Annotated in this window: 16 protein-coding genes and 1 riboswitch; of the genes, 9 read left to right on the top strand and 7 right to left on the bottom strand. The window is 70.6% G+C overall.

Annotated elements, in window-relative coordinates; all coding sequences use genetic code 11:
• Positions 1–265: 265 nt before the first annotated feature.
• Complete coding sequence (locus BGO46_RS09500; protein WP_292678281.1) at positions 266–505, top strand: hypothetical protein; 240 nt, start codon at positions 266–268, stop codon at positions 503–505.
• A 106-nt stretch (positions 506–611) separates the two neighbouring features.
• Here BGO46_RS09500 and BGO46_RS09495 read toward each other — a convergent pair whose 3' ends face one another.
• On the bottom strand, positions 612–2,189 hold the full coding sequence (locus BGO46_RS09495) for a L,D-transpeptidase (protein ID WP_292678279.1): 1,578 nt from the start codon (positions 2,187–2,189) through the stop codon (positions 612–614).
• Between the two features lie 152 nt (positions 2,190–2,341).
• Positions 2,342–2,824 carry a hypothetical protein gene (locus tag BGO46_RS09490; protein WP_292678277.1) on the bottom strand — a complete coding sequence of 161 codons (483 nt, stop codon included), beginning with the start codon at positions 2,822–2,824 and terminating at the stop codon, positions 2,342–2,344.
• Positions 2,825–2,922: 98 nt separating this feature from the next.
• Here BGO46_RS09490 and BGO46_RS09485 point away from each other — a divergent pair, with 98 nt between their 5' ends.
• From BGO46_RS09485 to BGO46_RS09460, 6 genes are all read left to right on the top strand, one after another.
• Positions 2,923–4,098, top strand: a complete 1,176-nt coding sequence (locus tag BGO46_RS09485) for an ROK family transcriptional regulator (RefSeq protein WP_292678274.1) — start codon at positions 2,923–2,925, stop codon at positions 4,096–4,098.
• Between the two features lie 86 nt (positions 4,099–4,184).
• Entirely contained in the window at positions 4,185–5,477 is a 1,293-nt protein-coding gene (locus BGO46_RS09480; protein ID WP_292678272.1) for an extracellular solute-binding protein, read from the top strand.
• 126 nt (positions 5,478–5,603) lie between these two features.
• Positions 5,604–6,587: a sugar ABC transporter permease gene (locus tag BGO46_RS09475; RefSeq protein ID WP_292678270.1), complete on the top strand. Its 984-nt coding sequence runs from the start codon at positions 5,604–5,606 to the stop codon at positions 6,585–6,587.
• Entirely contained in the window at positions 6,584–7,540 is a 957-nt protein-coding gene (locus BGO46_RS09470; protein WP_292678268.1) for a carbohydrate ABC transporter permease, read from the top strand. Before BGO46_RS09475 ends, BGO46_RS09470 begins: the two co-directional genes overlap by 4 nt.
• Complete coding sequence (locus tag BGO46_RS09465; protein ID WP_292678266.1) at positions 7,540–8,490, top strand: ROK family protein; 951 nt, start codon at positions 7,540–7,542, stop codon at positions 8,488–8,490. Before BGO46_RS09470 ends, BGO46_RS09465 begins: the two co-directional genes overlap by 1 nt.
• On the top strand, positions 8,483–9,262 hold the full coding sequence (locus tag BGO46_RS09460) for a glucosamine-6-phosphate deaminase (protein ID WP_292678263.1): 780 nt from the start codon (positions 8,483–8,485) through the stop codon (positions 9,260–9,262). Before BGO46_RS09465 ends, BGO46_RS09460 begins: the two co-directional genes overlap by 8 nt.
• Before the next feature lie 117 nt (positions 9,263–9,379).
• Here BGO46_RS09460 and BGO46_RS09455 read toward each other — a convergent pair whose 3' ends face one another.
• The 5 genes from BGO46_RS09455 to BGO46_RS09435 form a co-directional block, all read right to left on the bottom strand.
• Positions 9,380–10,747: an FAD-linked oxidase C-terminal domain-containing protein gene (locus tag BGO46_RS09455; RefSeq protein ID WP_292678260.1), complete on the bottom strand. Its 1,368-nt coding sequence runs from the start codon at positions 10,745–10,747 to the stop codon at positions 9,380–9,382.
• Entirely contained in the window at positions 10,744–11,157 is a 414-nt protein-coding gene (locus BGO46_RS09450) for a YrdB family protein (protein WP_292678258.1), read from the bottom strand. Before BGO46_RS09450 ends, BGO46_RS09455 begins: the two co-directional genes overlap by 4 nt.
• A 38-nt stretch (positions 11,158–11,195) precedes the next feature.
• Positions 11,196–13,085, bottom strand: a complete 1,890-nt coding sequence (locus tag BGO46_RS09445) for a sigma-70 family RNA polymerase sigma factor (protein ID WP_292678256.1) — start codon at positions 13,083–13,085, stop codon at positions 11,196–11,198.
• A 396-nt stretch (positions 13,086–13,481) separates the two neighbouring features.
• Positions 13,482–14,618, bottom strand: a complete 1,137-nt coding sequence (gene nagA, locus BGO46_RS09440) for an N-acetylglucosamine-6-phosphate deacetylase (RefSeq protein WP_292678254.1) — start codon at positions 14,616–14,618, stop codon at positions 13,482–13,484.
• Positions 14,615–16,171 (bottom strand): family 20 glycosylhydrolase, encoded by a 1,557-nt coding sequence (locus BGO46_RS09435; RefSeq protein WP_292678252.1) that lies wholly within the window; start codon positions 16,169–16,171, stop codon positions 14,615–14,617. Before BGO46_RS09435 ends, nagA begins: the two co-directional genes overlap by 4 nt.
• 93 nt (positions 16,172–16,264) lie before the next feature.
• Positions 16,265–16,347, top strand: a riboswitch (ZMP/ZTP riboswitch).
• A gap of 89 nt (positions 16,348–16,436) precedes the next feature.
• Here BGO46_RS09435 and glyA point away from each other — a divergent pair.
• Positions 16,437–17,720 carry a serine hydroxymethyltransferase gene (gene glyA / locus BGO46_RS09430; protein WP_292678250.1) on the top strand — a complete coding sequence of 428 codons (1,284 nt, stop codon included), beginning with the start codon at positions 16,437–16,439 and terminating at the stop codon, positions 17,718–17,720.
• Positions 17,717–18,598 (top strand): bifunctional methylenetetrahydrofolate dehydrogenase/methenyltetrahydrofolate cyclohydrolase, encoded by an 882-nt coding sequence (locus tag BGO46_RS09425; RefSeq protein WP_292678248.1) that lies wholly within the window; start codon positions 17,717–17,719, stop codon positions 18,596–18,598. The genes glyA and BGO46_RS09425 overlap by 4 nt, the downstream gene beginning before the upstream one ends.
• Positions 18,599–18,749 lie beyond the last annotated feature (151 nt).

The following is an 18,749-nucleotide window of genomic DNA, read 5'->3' as shown; positions in this document are numbered from 1 at the left end:
CGCGCCCACGCTAAGAAGGGGTCCGGATGCCTGGCATCCGGACCCCTTCTCGTTGGGGCGGCGCGTGCACCGTTCGAGGAGCGCAAATGGCTGCCGATCGCGGGGAATCGGAGCCATTTGCGCTCCTCGGAACGTCGCGGCGGCGCGTCAGGCGCGGGACGCCCGTCGAGCCACGCGCACCGCGCCGAGGCCGGCCGACAGCAGGAGCGCGGCGATTATCAGGACCGGCGAGAGTGCGGCAGCGTCGCCACCGGTCGCGCTGAGCGTGCCGGATGCCGCAGCGCCGGTGCCGCTCGTCGAGCCGGTGCCGCTCGTCGAGCCGGTGTCGCCGGTCGAGCACACGCTGCCGCCGCTGACCGCCCTCAGCCACGACGTCGTCGCGACAGGCGCCCACGTCGCACGGCGACTGTTCGCCGTCATCGACGGCGCCGAGCCTGGCGCGTTCCTCGACTCTACGCCGACGCTGAATCCGCGCGGCTCGACGGGCCCCGCCCCGCAGCGCTGAGCACCGACGGGCCCCGCCCGCAGCGCTGAGCACGCGTCAACATGGCGGGAGGTGCTGCCTCCCGCGACGGGAGACAGCACCTCCCGCCAGCTGAACGGCGTGAAGCTCAGGCGTGGATCCAGACGTCGGCGCCGTTGGGGGCCCAGTCGTAGATCTGCTTGGCGCGGTAGTTGGGCATGCCGACGCAGCCGTGGCTCATCGCGGTGCCGAAGTTGTTGTGCCAGTACACGCCGTGGAACGCCTGGCTGCCGTTGAAGTACATGATCCACTCGATGTTGGGGACCTCGTAGTTCCAGTACGGGTCGGTTGCCGAGGTCGAGCTCATGGTCTGCACGCGGTAGTGGCTGTTCACGCGGTAGTGGCCCGTGATCGTGGGGGAGCGCGACTCGCCGCTCGAGATCAGCCACGAATCCACGACGACGTCGTTCTCCTTGAGGTACAGCCGCTGCTCGCTGAGGTCGACCTCGAGCACGCGCGCCAGGGTCGTCGTGACCGCCGGCGTCACCTCGACCGGCAGCGCGAATGCGCTGTTGCCGTCGGCGAGCTGGTTGGCGAAGTCCTGCGCGACGGTGCTCGTGTCGCCCAGCACGCGGCCGTCGGCACCGGCGACGGTGGTCTCGAGCACGGTGCCGTCGGAGTTGGTGATGACGGTGCCGTTCGCGGCGGCGCGGTCGACGAGCGGCTGCAGCGTGTCGACGACGGGCTGGATCTTCGAGGCATCCGCCGTCAGCGAGAACGTGCCCGCGTCGTCGGCGGTGATCGTGATCCAGCTCGCGGCTGTCGCCGCGTCGACGGGGACGGTGCGCTCGTCGCCGACGTAGAAGCCGACGGTCGCGAGCATCGCGTTGGCGCTGTCGGCGATCGCCTGGGCCGCGTCGGTGGTCGCGACGGCGTCGATCGAACTCGGGGTCGGGTCGATCGTGACCGACGTCTCGCCCGCGACGAACGCGTCGTGCAGTGCGGTCGTGATCGCGTCGACGTCGATGCCGGTGCCGGCGACAGCCGGAGTCACCACGAACGACGTGCCGTCGAAGGCGACGGATGCCCCGACGGGGTCGACGTAGTCGGCGGGCAGTGCGGCGCGCAGCGCGGCCGTGGCGGTCGCGGCATCCACCGTGACCTGGGCGTCGATCGCGTCGCCGCCCCACTGGCCGATGTTCCACATGGGGCGGTCGGCGAACGCCTCTTCGGCGATGGCGGCCGCATCGACGGTCGCGCCGAGCTCGGCGCCCGTGATGCTGGGGCCGCCCGCGCCGAGGACGAGCGTGGTGTCAGCCAGTCGCTGCGTGATCGCGTCGGTCGCGGCGCCTGCCGTCATGAACCCGACGGGCACGCCCGCGACGGCGGTGCCGGGGGCGATCAGCACGAGCGACGCGGCGACCGCGCCGGCGGTGAGCACCGCGACGGGCGCGCCGATCCACAGCCAGAGACGCTTCTTGCGGGGTGCGGGCTCCGCCGGAGCCCACTGCACGGGGCCGGTGCCTGTGCCTGACGTGCCTGAGGCGCCCGAACCGGTGTCGAACGCCTGCGTCGCGAGCGCGGTATCACCGGCAGGCAGGGCGGCGGATGCCGGGGCATCCAGCACAGCCGTCGCCGTCGTAGCGGGCTCGAGGCCCGTCTCGCCCATGGTCGACGAAGCCTCCGTCGAGCCGTCGGACTCGGATTTCGTGGCCAGATCGGTCACTGCAGCACCCCCCGGTGTTGACGCTGTGTCATGCGCTGTTGGTTGACGTAGTGGTGTCGGAACTGTGGTGCAGACAGTGCTTTCCGGCGCCACCGCGCCCCTCTATGGTACGGGATCGCGGGATTTCGCCGCTTCCTGCAAAGGTCGGATTCTCAGCCGGCGCCGCAGAGGTCAGAGAACGCTCTCAGCGAGGCCTGGATGTCAGCCGTCGCCTGCTGCAGTGCGGGCAGCTGCGACAGGTCGCCGCCCGCGATCGCCTGCAGGGCCTCGGCGGCTGCGGTGAAGCCCGACTCCAGGCCCGGCAGGACGGCCGCGACGTCTGCGTTGTCGACCGCGGTGGCGCCCGCACCGATGCTCGCGGCCACGTTCGACATGCTCTCGACGGCTGCCTGGGGGTCGCCGGCATCCAGTGCCTGCAACTCGGCGGTGGCGTCCTGCACGCTCGACGCGACGACGGCGCACGCGTCGGCGACGCTCTGCGAACCGGCGGTGGACGGTGCCGGAGACGGCCCGGTGCCCGTGCATCCGGCCAGCGTGCCGCCCAGAGCGGCCGTCAGTAGAACGGCCAGCCCGGCAGCCCGGAACCGGGACCGCAAGCGCGGGTGAGGGAAGGTGACGCGGCGGCGGTGGATCATTTCGTGCTCCGAAGCGGAATGTAACAGTTTTGTAAACAGCCCTACCAAATAGGGTGCGAAGGTTGCGGACCGGGGGTTCGTAAGGTCTACTAACAAACATGTCCGGAACTGACGTGCAAGGCAGCACCGCCGAGAACGCCCCTGCGGGGCGCTCGTTCGGTCAGGCCCGACCGCTGCGCCGCGCAGCCAAAGTGCTGCCGGAGCACGCCCGCGCACACAACCGGTCGCTCGTGCTGCAGACCCTCTTCCACCAGGGTGCCATGTCGCGCGCCGACCTGGCGCGCGAGACCGGACTGACGCGCGTCACGATCTCCGACCTCGTCGCCGGCCTCATCGACGACGGCTACGTCGCCGAACTCGGCGTGCGCGAAGCCACCGGCCCCGGCAAGCCGGCGATCCTCGTCGACCTCGACCGCGAGGGACACCGCATCATCGGCCTCGACCTGTCGCGCAGCGACCGGTTCCTGGGCGCCGTGCTCACGCTCGACGGCGAGATCGTCGCGCGCCACGACGTCGCCGTCCCTGCCGACCCCGCCGACATCGTCGCCACCGTCGTCGCGCTCACCCACGCCCTCGTGGACGACGCGCACGCACCGGTCCTCGGTGTCGGCGTCGGCACCCCGGGCATCGTCGACGATCACGGCACGGTGCTGACCGCACCGGGTCTGCGCTGGACAGACGTCGACCTCGAAGGCATCCTGCGCGACGCCGTCTCACTGCCGATCCTCGTCGCCAACGACGCCAACGCGGCGGTGCTGGCCGAGTACACCTTTGGCGGCGCGCCGGATGACGTGATGCTGGTGCGGGTCGGCCGCGGTGTCGGCTCGAGCCTGCTCAGCGGCGGTCAGCCCATGCGCGGCAGCCGCTTCGCCGCGGGTGAGATCGGCCACGTCACGGTCGGCACCGACGGCGGGCCGGTGTGCGTGTGCGGCAAAGTCGGGTGCCTCGAAGCGTGGCTGTCGGCACCGTCGCTCGAGCGCGCGCTCGCCGAAGACGGCGCCGATCGCGACGCCGTGCTGCGCGACGCGGGGGAGCGGCTGGGCATCGCCCTGGCGCCCGTCGTCGGTGCGCTCGATTTGTCGGAGATCGTCCTCTCCGGCCCGGAAGAACTTCTCGACGGACCCCTCGCTGAGGCGACCGTCGAGACGCTGCGCACCCGCACGCTCGCCGAGTTCCACGACGGCGTGCAGGTGCGCATGACGGCGCAGGGGGAGGACATCGTCCTCCGCGGCGCCGCCGTGATGGTCCTGTCAGGACAGCTCGGGGTGTCCTGACGTCCATATCCCGAGGGCACAGGCCCCACCTCCCCGGAGTCGCACGCTCCGCGGGAGCCACCAAGAGAAAACACAAAGGAACAACCATGAACACCAAGCTCGGAGCCCTCGCGCTCCTCGGCGCTTCGGCTGTCGTTCTCGCTGGATGCTCGGGAGGCGGCAACGATGCGCCTGCTGAGAGTGAAGCGGCCACCGGGGATCTCACCGTGTGGCTCGTCGGCACCGACACGCCCGACACCGCTCGCCAGTACCTGAAGGACACCTTCGAGGCCGAGAACGACGGCTGGACCCTCACGATCGAGGAGAAGACCTGGGCCGACACGAACGACACCTACACCGCCGCGCTGTCGTCCAATGATGCCCCCGATGTCGTCGAGGTCGGCAACACGCAGGCGCTCGGCTTCGCTGACGCGGGTCTGTTCGCCGACCTGACCGATATGAAGGACGAGCTCGGCGGCGACGACCTGCTCGGTGGTCTCGTCGACGCCGGCACGCTCGACGGCCAGCTGTTCGCCGCGCCGTACTACGCGGGTGGACGCATCGTCTTCTACACCCCGCAGATCGTCGGCGACGAGCTGCCGACGACTCTCGAGGACTACGTCGCCAAGGGCGAGTCGCTCAAGACCGACTCGGTCTCGGGCATCTACGCCCCCGGCAAGGACTGGTACAACGCGCTGCCCTACATCTGGGCCTACGGCGGCGAGATCGCCGTCCAGGACGGTGACACCTGGGATGCCCAGCTGTCCAGCGCCGAGAGCCTGAAGGGCCTCGAGCTGCTGCAGACGGTGTACACGAAGGCATCCGCCGCCCCCGTCGACGGCAACGAGCGCATGGGCAACATCGCCTTCTGCGCCGGCGAGGTCGGGTTCCTCTCCAGCCCCGCGTGGGCCGCGGGCAACATCACCGGCGCATGGCCGTGGGGCGACGAGGCGGCCGGTGAAGAGGTGTCCAACGGATGCCCCGACACCTACGGCAAGGACCTGAGCGCCTTCCCGCTGCCGGGCGCCAAGGCCGGTGAGACTGCGCCGATCTTCGCGGGCGGATCGAACATCGCCGTCGCCTACAAGTCGGACGCACAGGGCAAGGCCAAGGCCGCGCTGAAGATCATGCTCTCGGAGGACTACCAGAAGCTGCTCGCCGAGCAGGGTCTGACGCCGGGCATCAAGTCGGCCGCCTCGGCACTGCCCGACACCGACATCGCCAAGGCGCAGGCCGAGGCGCTGGCCAACTCCAAGGGCACGCCGGCGAGCCCCAACTGGGCTGAGGTCGAGGCCGCGCAGATCATCCCCGACGCGCTCGTGAAGATCGCGCAGGGCGGCGACGTCACGCAGATCGCGACCGAGCTCGACTCGGCCATCGAGGCGATCCTCAACAAGTAATCCCCGGTCGCAGGGGGTTCCGCACCCGACGGAGCCCCCTGCCTCCCGGCCCCACCTGGCCACTTTCTGGCCTCACCTGGCCACACGAGAACCCCACCGAGCACACCACCGAGAGGAGGCGAGCCCATGACGAGCACGACCGCAGCGCCGACCGGCGCTGGCCCGGCCCCCGCACCGACCGCGCCCGAGCGCGACGCGCTGCAGCGCGAGCGACACCGCCGCCGCCGCGACGCCCGCGGCGGCTGGGGACTGCTGTCACCGGCGACGATCATCCTCGCAGTCATGGTCGGCTACCCCGCCGTCCTCATGGTGATCCAGTCGTTCACCGACTTCACCGTCAAGAACAAGGTCCAGGGGACGCTGCCCGACTTCATCGGCCTGCAGAACTACATCGACCTGTTCACGAAGTCGGACTTCCCCGCCGTCCTCACCCGCAGCCTCGCGCTCATGGTCGTGCTGACGGCCCTCATCATCGTCTTCGGCGTGCTCGTCGCCGTGCTCATGACACGACTGGGTCGCGGCTGGCGCATCACGGTCTCGGTCGGTCTGCTGCTCGCCTGGGCCATGCCACCGCTGACAGCCACCGTCGTCTGGGGCTGGATCTTCGACACCCAGTATGGCCTCGTCAACTGGCTGCTGAACACGCTCACCGGGACGACCAACTGGACCAACCACTCCTGGCTGCTCGAGCCCCTCTCCTTCTACTTCGTGCTCGTCATCATCGTCGTCTGGCAGGGCATCCCGTTCGTGGCGTTCACGACGTACGCCGGTCTCGGGCAGGTGCCCGGCGAAGTGCTGGAGGCGGCATCGCTGGACGGGGCATCCGGCCTTCGGCGCTTCCGCTTCATCGTGTTCCCCTACCTGCGCAGCATCCTCACGGTCGTGCTCGTGCTGCAGATCATCTGGAACCTGCGCATCTTCACGCAGGTGTACTCGCTTCAGACGCGCGGTGGCATCGCCGCCGACACGAACGTGCTCGGCACCTACCTCTTCCGCCAGGGTGTGGGCGAGTTCGGTGCGACCGCGGCGATCGGTGTGTTCATGGTGATCCTGCTGCTGATCCTCTCGTGGGGATACGTGCGCACGACGCTCAAGGAGGAAGAGCTGTGAGCACTCAGGTAAGCGTCGGGACGCAGCTCGGCACAGCGGGCGTCGAAGACACACTCGACCGGCCCGCGCGGCGCAGGTCAATGGATGCCCGGCGCCCGCCCGCCCGCAAGAAGCTCACCCGGTTCCTGCTGAACGCCGCCGCGCTCATCGTCTTCGTCTGCTCGGTGTTCCCCGTGTACTACATGGTGAACCTGGCTTTCACGCCCAACAACAAGATCGTCAGCCGCACGCCGAGCCTGTTCCCGACAGACTTCACGGTGAGCAACTTCACGACGGCGTGGAACCGCGAAGCGGCGCCGGGTCAGACCGACTTCCCGCACGCGCTCGGCACGACCGTCACGGTCACCGCGGGCGTGCTCGTGGTCACGCTGCTGGTCGCCTTCCTGGCATCCGTCGCCCTCGCGCGCTTCCGCTTCAAGGGCCGGCGCACCTTCATCGTCTCGGTGCTCGTCGTGCAGATGATCCCCGGCGAGGCGATGATGTTCACGATCTACGGCATGATCGACGACTGGCACCTGATGAACACGCTGCTGGGCCTGGGCATCGTCTACACCGCCGCCGTCATCCCGTTCACGATCTGGACGCTGCGCGGCTTCGTCGCGGGAGTCCCCGCCGACCTCGAAGAGGCCGCCATGATCGACGGCTGCACGAAGTCGCAGGCGTTCTGGAAGGTGACCTTCCCGCTGCTGGCACCGGGTCTCGTGTCGACCGGCATCTTCGCGTTCATCCAGGCGTGGAACGAGTTCACGATGGCGCTGCTGCTGATGAGCGGCTACAACCTGACGCTCATGCCGTGGCTCAACGCCTTCCAGTCGTCGTCGGTCGGTGGTGCGGTCAACTGGGGCGCCGTCATGGCGGGCTCGACGATGATCGCCCTGCCGGTCATCATCTTCTTCCTGATCGTCCAGGGGCGGATGACGGGCGGACTCGTGTCGGGAGCGGTGAAGGGCTGATGCGACTCGGGTTCGACGTCGGTGGCACCAAAACCGACGCGGTGGCCGTCGCGCCCGGCGGCGAGATCGTCGCGCGCCTGCGCCGCCCCACCGGCTGGGGGCCCGCGGCGGTCGTGCAGACGATCACCGGCCTGATCGACGAACTCGCGGTCGAGGTCGGGGCATCCGACTTTCGTTCGATCGGCGTCGGGATGCCGGGACAGGTCGCCGCAGGCGGCGCCGTCGTCACCCACGCTGTCAATCTGGGGCTCGACGAACTCGACCTCGCGCAGGCGATCGGCGCGGCCTACGGTGTTCCCACGCGCGTCGAGAACGACGTGAAGGCCGCCGCGGTTGGTGCGTACACGCTGCACGGGTTCGGGGGCGCGGGTGCGGGCTTCGGGGCGGGCGCGGATGCCATCGCGTATCTCAACCTCGGCACGGGGATCGCTGCCGGCTTCGTCAGCAACGGCCGGCTCTGGCGCGGCGCGCACGGCACGGCCGGCGAGGTGGGCCACATCTCGGTCGATCCGCACGGGCCGCTGTGCCGGTGCGGTCAGCGGGGCTGCATCGAGGCCTTCAGCGGCGGCGCCGCGGTCGCCGAGCGGTGGGGAAGGCCTGCCGCGCTGCCGGTGCTCGACGTCTTCGATGCCGCCGATGCCGGCGACCCGCGCGCCATCGAACTGCGCGACGGACTCGTATTCGGGGTTGCATCGGCGGTGCGCGTCATCGTCCTGGCGAGCGACGTCGCGACCGTCGTGCTCGGCGGCGGAATCACCGCCCTCGGCGACCGTATGCTTCATCCGGTGATGAGCAGTCTCGCGCGCAGCGCGGGCACATCTCCGTTCATGCGCTCGCTCCGCCTGGCGGAGCGGGTCGAGCTGCTGCCGCAGGGATCGCCCGCGGCGGCCCTGGGCGCCGCCCTCATCGGCGCCACCGCAACCGAGCAGGAAGCAGTTGTCCATGGCTGAGATCGTCATCGTCCCGTCGCCCGCAGACGCGGGCGCGCTCGTCGCAGACGAGATCGTGCGCCTGATCGCCGAGCGCCCCGACACGGTGCTGGGCCTGGCGACGGGGTCGACGCCGCTGCCCGTGTATGAGGCGCTGCGCTCGCGCGTCGAGGGGCTTGATGTGTCGCGCGTGCGCGGCTTCGCGCTCGACGAGTACGTCGGGATCGACCCGAATCACCCCGAGAGCTACCGCTCGGTCATCACGCGCGAGGTCGTCGAGCCGCTGGGCTTGAACCCCGACCTCATCCACACGCCCAACGGCGCGCTCGAGACGATCTCGCACGCCGGCGAGGACTACGAGCGTGCGATCGCCGAGGCGGGCGGAATCGACCTGCAGATCCTTGGGATCGGCACCTCGGGCCACATCGGGTTCAACGAGCCCGGGTCATCGTTCGCGTCGCGCACCCGCGTGAAGACGCTCATCGAGCAGACCCGCAAGGACAACGCCCGCTTCTTCGATCGGGTCGAGGATGTTCCGATGCACTGCATCACACAGGGCCTCGGCACGATCCTCGGCGCCAAGCACCTCGTGCTGCTCGCCTTCGGCGAGGGCAAGGCGGCCGCCGTCGCGGGCGCCGTCGAGGGCCCCGTCACGTCGTCGCTGCCGGGTTCGGCGATCCAGCTGCACCCGCACGTGACCGTCGTCGTCGACGAGGCCGCTGCTTCGCAGCTCGCCCACGCCGACTACTACCGGTACGTCGCCGCCAACAAGCCCGCCTGGCAGGGGCTCTGACCTCGCGCGCCTGAGCCGCGGCATCCGTTCGTCCGTCCCGTGTTGTCGGGTGCTGGGCGCGGAGGCCGCAGATCGGGACGGATGAAGGGGCGGATGCCGCGCGCACGCGCGCCGGGGTCAGCGCGCGAACACCTTGCCGGGGTTCAGGATGCCGGTGGGGTCGAAGACGCGGGCGATCTGGCGCTGCAGCTCCCACTGGTCGTCGCCGAGTTCGTCGCGTAGCCAGCGCCGCTTGAGCACACCGATGCCGTGCTCGCCGGTGAGCGTGCCGCCGAGCCGCAGCGCGGCGCGGAACAGGTCGTCGGCCGCTGCCCAGATGGCATCGGGCACCTCAGCGCCCTCGAAGATGAAGTTCGGATGCAGGTTGCCGTCACCCGCGTGGCACACCGTCGGGACGACCAGGCCGTGTTCACGCTCGATGCGGGCGATCTCGTCGAACATCGCGGGCAGCGCGCTGCGCGGCACCGATACGTCCTCGATGAGCGTCGTGCCGAGCGTCTCCATCGCCGGGTGCATCGACCGGCGGATGCGCCACAGCAGCTCCGCCTCGGCGTCATCCGCGGCAAGCCGCACGACCCCTCCCGCGGCGGTCAGCGTCGCGGCGATCGCATCGGCCTCGTCCGTCGCGGCGGGCCCGTCGGTCTGGATCGTCAGCTGCGCGGCGCCCGGCTCGGGCGCGTCGAGGCCGAGCAGTCGGTGCACGGCCGCGAGCGACGTGGCATCCATCAGTTCCATGATCGCGGGCTGCACTCCCGACGCCGTGACGGCGGCCGCGCCGGCGGCGGCCGCGCGCACGTCGGGGAAGGATGCCGTCAGCGTGCGCGCCCGGCCCATCGCGAGCCGACGGAGTTTGAGTGTCGCCGCGACCACGACGCCGAGCGTGCCCTCCGACCCGATGACGAGCGACGTCAGATCGAGCCCCGTCACGCCCTTCACACTGCGATGGCCGAGGCGCAGCATCCGTCCGTCGGCGAGGACGAGATCGACGCCGAGCACCGCGTCGCGCACGACGCCGTACTTCGCACACAGCAACCCGCCCGCTCCCGTGGCGATGTTGCCGCCGACGGTCGAGATCTCGCGGCTCGCGGGGTCGGGCGCCCACCACAGGCCGTGCGCGGCGAGCGCACGGTTCAGGTCGGCGTTGAGGATGCCCGGTTCGACGACCGCCAGCAGGTCGTCGGGCCGCACCTCGAGGATCCGGTCCATCGCCCGCACCGACAGCACGATCTCGCCGCTGCCGGCGTTCGCGCCGCCCGCGAGCCCCGTGCCCGCGCCGCGCGTGACGACGGGAGTTCCGCTCGCGTGTGCGATCCGCAGCGTCTCCTGCACATCGGCAACGGATGCCGCGTGCACGATCGCGAGCGGCATGCCGGCGGCGGCATGACCGGACTTGTCGGCGCGGGCGGCGTCGAGATGCGCGGGGTCGGTGTCGACACGGTCGCCCAGCTGCGCACGCAGCGCGACGACGATGTCGGCGGTGGTCATGCCAGGCGGCGGCGTCCTGCGACGAGGCCCACGGCGACGGCGACGACGGCGAATCCGAGACCGATCCAGGCGCTGCCGCTGGTCCACCACACGATCGTCGCCGACGCGTAGACGAGCAGTTCGACCAGCGCACGCACGAACGGATGCACGCGGATCACGGCGCGCGGCGAGACGAACAGCGCCCACAGCAGGATTGCGATCAGCGGAGCGCCGATGCCCGCCACGATGTTCCACGGGAACGGCCACGCGGTGAAGCCCCAGACCGCGAGGGTCGCGAATGCGAACAGCTCGCACAGGAACGCGAGCACGTCGACGGCATCCAGCGCCGGACGCGTGCCCGCGGGCAGCGACGCAGGCAGCGGTGCGGGCTGCTCGGGCGCGCTCGGGCGGACAGGGGGCAGATCGGCCATGTTCCCAGTCTACGCGGGGCGATGACGGATGCCGGAGCTCACCAGATCGGCGTCGAGGTGGAGGATGCGGCACCGTCCACAAGGTAGGAGACCTGCGCCGTTCCGAAGATGTACTGGGTGAGTGTCACCGTGAACGCGACCGACACGGTGCCGTCGTCGCCGACCGTCGCTTGCGCCACCGGGCGCGAGCCCGAGAGGAGCCCGGTGAAGGTGACGACGACCGTCTCACCGGGTGTTCCGGCGAGCTGGATCGTGGTGGTCACGTCTGACCCGATCGCGAGCGTGGGGGATCCCACGAGCGTCGGCGCTTCGTCCTGCGGGGTCGTCGGGGTTTCGGCCGGTGTCGGGGTCGGTTCCGCCGTGGCGGTGGGCTCAGGTGTGGCCGTCGGTTCGGGCGTGGCCGTGGGTTCGGGGGTCGCCGTGGGTTCCGGCGTGGCCGTCGGTTCGGGCGTGGCCGTGGGTTCGGGGGTCGCCGTGGGTTCGGGCGTCGCAGACGGTTCGGGCGTGGCCGTGGGTTCGGGGGTCGCCGTGGGTTCGGGCGTCGCGGTCGGTTCGGGCGAGGCCGTGGGTTCGGGCGTGGCCGTCGGCTCCGGGGTCGCCGCCGGCTCCGGCGTCGCAGACGGCCCGGGATCCGGCGTCGGGGTGCGCTCGGGGGTCGGCGACAGCGTGGGTGTCGGTGCGGCCGTCGGCGTCGGCTGAGGCGTGGGCCTCGGCACCGTCGCCGACGGCTGCGGCATCGGCATGATCGGCAGATCGCTCGGCGTCGGGCCGGGCGCGGGCAGCACGAGAGAACTGCCGTCGTCGGCGGCGTCCACGATCACGGCATCGGGCAGCGTGCCCGCGGCGGCCTGCGCGACATCGCGCGTCGCGGCATCCGCCGCTTCGGGCGACGACGTGAGCTGCGGGATCGCTATCGCCGCGGCGACGCCGCCGACCGCGACGACGGCCGCCACGCCGACAAGCGCCCCGATTCCACCCGTGGCGCTACCGACGGTCGCGACGCCGACAACCGTCCCGCCCGCGGCGCCGGCCGCAGTCAGGCCGCCCGCGGAACCCGCGCCGGCCATGACGGCGCCCGGCATGCCGGGCACGGCACCCCCGGCGAGAGCCGTGAGGGGAACCCCACCGCCCTGCAGCGCGGCGAGGTACGCCGTCGCGCCGCCCGCGCCGAGCACGAGCGGAAGCAGCACAAGCGCGAGGCGGTGCGACACGTCCTTCGCCTCCGCCGCGACGATCGCGCACCGCGTGCACTCGGCGAGGTGTGCGTCGACCTTGCCCGCGTCGCGTCGACCCAGGTTGCCGCGCGAATAGGCGCCGAGCCGCTCGATCGTCCACTGGTGGTAAGAGCCGTCTGCGACTGACTGCAGGTGCGCCTGGATCCACGCCTCGCGCAGCCCCTCGCGGGCGCGGAAAGCGAGCTGCGCGACAGCCGTCGCCTTCAGCCCGAGCAGCGGTGCCACCTCGGCGGGCTTCATCTGCTCGATCTCGGTGTACCAGAGCACTTCCTGCCAACGCGTCGGCAGACTGCGGAACGCCCGTGTCGTCAGTGCACGATCGAGCGCGTCATCCGTGGCGTGCGCTTCGGCATCCGGATCGGCGACGGACTCGAGCTCTTCGATGTTCGACTCGCGTCGCGCGCGGCCCCAGCTGGCCGCCGTGTTGCGGATGGCCGTGAACAGATATGCGCGGAACGACCCCGTCGGTCCACCGCCCGCCGCGATCGAGCGGTAGATGCGGGTGTACGCCTCTTGCACGAGGTCGTCGGCGTCGAAGCTCGACGTGATCGACCCTGCCACGACGATGCCTGATCGGTAGTGCCGCCGCCACAGTTCCCCGAATCCACTGCTGTCACCGGCGCGCGAGCGCAGCACGAGGTCCGCGTCGGCGATGTCGGCGACATCGGGGCGCGGCTGATCGTGTTTGTCCATGTGGGATCCGCTCGAGGAGAGATGCTCACTGAAGAGACGACGTCATGTCGGTTTCATGACGCGGTTTCGGCCCGTGACCTCACCATTGTCCTCCCTGCGGGACGTCGCCGGCGCACGGCTGGCATGGGCACACCCGACGGGTGCGAAAAAAGATCGCGATTTCGCGTCATAGAACGTGCGCTCGGTCATCTCATGATCAGAACGGTTGTGCGCCTCCGCTCTGAGGGAAGCAGAAGGGCGCACACCGTTCTCGGGGGGACGGAGCGATCCGGACCCTCGCCTGGGCGCCGTGGAACGACTCTGGGGGGAGAGGTTCCGCGGTGCCGGGCTGGGGGTTGAGCGGGGTGGGGGACGGGGCGTACGCCACCCCGCTCTCACCCCGTCATCCGGAGCAGTTCAGACGCGCACGCCGTCGACCCACACCGCGACGACGTTCAGCCCCGCATCCAGCAGCACCGCGTCGGCGGCCGCGCCCGGCACGAGGCTGCCGTAGCGCCCCGCGGCGCCGATCGCGCGGGCGGGAACCGTCGTCAGCGCCGCGACCGCGTCGGCGATCGGCCGTCCGCCTGCGACGACGAGACGCAGCGCGGCATCCTGCGTCAGCGTCGACCCGGCGATCGCGCCGTCGGCGTCGAGTCGAGCGACGCCGTCGCTGACGGTGACCGACAGTCCACCGAGCTCGTAGTGCCCGTCTTCAGCCCCGGCGGCGGCCATCGCGTCGGTGATCAGTGCGATGCGTCCGGGCGCGCCGGCGAACGCGAGGGCGATCACGTCGGGATGCACGTGCACGCCGTCGGCGATCAGCTCGAGCGTCACCCGATCGTCGCGCATCGCCGCCACGATCGGCCCCGGTGCGCGGTGATGGATGCCCGGCATCGCGTTGAACGCGTGTGTGAGCAACGTCGCACCGGCGTCGAACGCAGCGGATGCCTGTTGCTCGGTCGCCGCCGTGTGCCCGACCGCGACCGCGACACCGCCCGCGACGAACTGCGCGACGGCGTCGAGACCGCCGGGCAGCTCGGGTGCGAGCGTGACCTGGCGGACCGTGCCGCGGCCCGCGTCGAGCAGACGGGCGATCGACGTGGCATCCGGTGCCCGCAGCAGTCCCTCGGTGTGCGCACCCTTGTGCGCGACATCGAGGAACGGGCCCTCGAGATGTGAGCCGAGGATCGTCGCGTCGCGCTGCGCGAGGTCGGCGACGAGGCCGACCCGCTCGGCCAGATCGTCTATCGATGCGGTCACGAGCGAGAGCACGGCGCGTGTCGTGCCGTGCGCGCGGTGCAGCGCGCGGGCCGCGTGGATCGCGTCGGCGCCGTCGTCGAACGAGGCGCCTGCCCCGCCGTGCCCGTGGATGTCGATGAAGCCGGGCGTCAGATACGCGCCCGCGGCGTCGATCGCGTCGCCCGCGGGGAGCGCCCGCCAGCCGTCGCCCGTGCCGGTGCGCAGAACGACGCCGTCGGCGAAGGCGACCCAGGCATCCTCCGTGACGCGACCTTCATCGACGAGGCGGACCGAGTGCAGGACGGTGGTCATGGTGTCGATTCTCTCGCGGTGGCGCCCCAGGCGATCTCCGGCAGGGGAGTGAAGCCGATGCCCTGGCTGGTCCACAGGGGGCCGAGCGCGCCGACGCGGGCGGCGAACGAGTCCCACGTGCGCAGCGGGCTCGTGCCGAGGGCGGGCGACCACGCCGCCTCGGCGGCGGCGGCGATGCGGGGGAACGCGAGCGCGTCGATGTCGGCGAGGCTGCGCGCCGTCTCCGACCACAGGGGCGCTTCGACGCCCAGGATGCCCGCGTCGGTCACACCCTCGATGACCGTCGCGGGGTCCCATTCATACGCCCGGCGCACGCGCGTCACGCCCGCCCAGGTGAGGCCCAGCGGGGCATCCGCGTCGAACTTCATGTCGAGGTAGATCGCGTCGGCGGGCGACAGGATCAGTTGCGCGCCGCGTTCGATGAACGCGCGTGCCTTGTCGTCGGCGCCGCCGGTGGGCATCACGAAACCCCAGTACTGGCCGACGGTGCCGGGGGCGAGTCGCGCGGCGGCGCCCGCCTCGTGCCACGCGACAGGGATCTTGCCGAGCCCGGCGACGAGGTCGGTCACGCGCTGCAGGAACAGCTCGTAGTCGGCGGCGGGCGTGCCGAGCGCTTCGTCACCGCCGACGTGCAGGTACCGGCCTGGGGTCAGCTCAGCGAGCTCGCCCAGCACGTCAGCCAGGAACGCGTACGTGCGCTCATCATGGATCTTCAGCGATGAGAAGCCGACCGCGACGCTCTCGTACGGCACCCCGTTGACGGGCAGTTGGCCGCCGAAGTCGTGCGTCGTCTGCCGGATCTGCTCGCTCAGCACGGGTTGCTCAGACAGCTCGGGATACGCGAGCGATACCGCGTGCGTGTGCCCGGGCAGATCGATCTCGGGGACGACCGTCATGTGGTGCGCGGCGGCATACGCGATGATCTCGCGGTAGTCGTCCTGCGTGTAGAAGCCACCGGGGTCGCCGAAAGCGGCGGTCGCCGAGGCCTTCTCGGTGAGCACCGGCCGTGAGCGCAGCTGCAGGCGCCAGCCCTGGTCATCGGTCAGGTGCAGGTGCAGGTGGTTGAACTTGAGGGCGGATGCCCGGTCGATGTACGCCTCCACCGTGTCGACGCCGTGAAAGTGGCGGGCGACGTCGAGCATCACGCCGCGGTAGGCGAACCGCGGGGCATCCGCGATCTTGATGGCGGGGATCTGCCAGCCGGTGTCGTCCGGGGCGCGTTCGATCAGTTGGCCGAGCGTCTGCACGGCGTAGAACAGCCCTGCCGCGTCGGCGCCGGAGACTCGGACGGACGCCGCGGTGACCTCGACGCGGTACGATTCGGGAGCGCCGCCCGGCTCGATCACGAGCGCGATGGTGCCGCTCGTCGGCGCGCTTGGCTTGGTCCCCGAGCTTGTCGAGCGGCCGGAGCCGGTCCGCACCGCGATGAGCTCGCGCAGCACCGTGCACGCGTCAGCGTCGCCGACGATCTCCGCCCCAGCGGTGAGGGCGAACGTCGCTTCCCCCGACGCCTCAATGGACGCGGGCGCGGGGACGACAGTGGGGGTTGTCACGGTGTCTCCATTCTGAGCGGTGCGGCAGCGGATCGCTTGATGTAAGGAGTCCTAACAAATCGGATGTCGCCAGCATAGCGGCATCCGATATGCTCATCTCGTCGCAACTGGCGTTGAGGTGGGTCACCACCGGGGAGCGACCAATCGGCAATCGACCGTTCGCCTGGGTCGAGGCCTCGGTACGCTTCCATATGCGGCGAATCGGTCTCGGCCGGCGCCGCGATGGGACATCCGTCCGCCTCGTGACCCAGGAGATGCAGCCATCATGACCGATCCCTACTTCAACGCCCCGCTCGCCGAGGTCGACCCCGAGATCGCACAGGTGCTCGAGCGCGAGCTCGAGCGTCAGCGCGGCTACCTCGAGATGATCGCCTCCGAGAACTTCGTCCCCGTCTCGGTGCTGCAGTCGCAGGGCTCGGTGCTGACGAACAAGTACGCCGAGGGCTACCCCGGCCGCCGTTACTACGGCGGCTGCGAAGAGGTCGACGTCGCCGAGGAGCTCGCGATCGAGCGCGCGAAGGCGCTGTTCGGGGCCGAGTTCGCGAACGTGCAGCCGCACTCCGGGGCATCCGCCAATGCCGCTGTCCTGCACGCGATCGCCCGCCCCGGCGACACGCTGCTCGGCCTCTCGCTCGACCACGGCGGGCACCTGACGCACGGCATGAAGATCAACTTCTCGGGCCGGCTCTACAACATCGTCGCGTACGGCGTGAACCCCGAAACCTCGACGATCGACATGGACGAGGTCGAGCGCCTCGCCGTCGAGCACTCGCCCAAGGTCATCATCGCGGGCTGGTCGGCCTACCCCCGTCAGCTCGACTTCGCACGCTTCCGCGAGATCGCCGACAAGGTCGGCGCGCTGCTGTGGGTCGACATGGCGCACTTCGCGGGCCTCGTCGCGGCGGGCCTGCACCCGTCGCCCGTGCCGCACGCGCACGTCGTGTCGTCGACTGTGCACAAGACGATCGGCGGCCCGCGCTCGGGCTTCATCCTGACGAACGACGCCGACATCGCGAAGAAGATCAACTCAGCCGTCTTCCCGGGGCAGCAGGGTGGCCCGCTCATGCACGTGATCGCCGCGAAGGCGACCGCGTTCAAGCTCGCCGCGACGCCCGAGTTCAAGGAGCGTCAGGAGCGCGTCGTGCGCGGTGCGGCACTGCTGGCCGACCGGCTGTCGCAGCAAGACGTCGTGGATGCCGGGATCGCCGTGCGCTCCGGCGGCACCGACGTGCACCTCGTGCTCGTCGACCTGCGTGACGCCGCGATCGACGGCAAGCAGGCCGAAGACCTGCTGCACGAGATCCACATCACGGTCAACCGCAACGCCGTTCCGAACGACCCGCGCCCGCCGATGGTCACGTCGGGTCTGCGCATCGGCACGCCCGCGCTCGCGACCCGCGGCTTCGGCGACGCCGAGTTCACCGAGGTCGCAGACATCATCGCGCTCGCGCTCGTGGGCGGCGCCGACGGCGCCGATCTCTCGGCGCTGCGTGCCCGTGTGGCCGCCCTGACCGCGGCATTCCCGCTCTACCCCGGGCTGCAGCAGTGACGGCGATCCGTCTTGACGGCCGGGCTGCCGCCGCGGCGATCGCTGAGGAGCTCACCGAGCGCGTCGCGGCGCTGAAGGCCCGGGGCGTCGTCCCGGGCATCGCGACCGTGCTCGTGGGTGCTGACCCGGCCTCGCAGCTGTACGTCGGCATGAAGCACCGGCAGTCCGAAGCGGTCGGCATGAACTCGATCCAGGTCGAGCTGCCGGCCGAGTCGACGCAGGCCGAGGTCGAGGCGGCGATCGACGCGCTCAACGCCGACCCGGCCTGCCACGGGTACATCGTGCAGCTGCCGCTGCCGAAGCACCTCGACACCGATGCGATCCTCGAACGGATCGACCCTGACAAGGATGCCGACGGCCTGCACCCGACCAACCTCGGTCGCCTCGTGCTGAACGTCAACGCGCCGATCACCTCGCCGCTGCCGTGCACGCCGCGCGGTGTGATCGAACTGCTCGTGCGCAATGGGTACGACCTCAACGGCAAACACGTCGTCGTCGTCGGCCGTGGCGTCACGATCGGGCGGTCGATCGGACTGCTGCTGACGCGCCGCGAGTACAACGCGACCGTGACGCTGACGCACACCGGCACGGTCGACGCGGCGCAGTACCTGCGCCAGGCCGACGTCATCGTCGCGGCGGCCGGGGTCAAGCACCTCGTCACGGCAGCCGACGTCAAGCCCGGCGCCGCCGTGCTCGACGTGGGCGTCACGCGCGAGACCGACCCCGAGACCGGCAAGACGCGCGTCTTCGGCGACGTCGCCCCCGACGTCGCCGAGGTCGCGGGATACCTGTCGCCGAACCCTGGTGGTGTCGGCCCGATGACCGTCGCGCTGCTGCTCACGAACGTGGTCGAGGCCGCCGAGCGCGCCGCGGGCTGAATCGGCGCCGTCTCGCGAGCTTGCCCTTCTTGCGCCGAGCTTGCCCTTTTCGCGTCGAGCTTGCCCTTCGTTTCGCCATGTCATGTCTCAGGACATCGGTGACGAATCTGTATCAGGACATCGGTGACACGTGGGTGGTCGTTGGTGGTGA

It is taken from the genome of Microbacterium sp. 70-16 (genome assembly GCF_001898315.1).
GTDB lineage: Bacteria > Actinomycetota > Actinomycetes > Actinomycetales > Microbacteriaceae > Microbacterium.
This window is presented reverse-complemented; position numbering and strand designations above follow the sequence as displayed.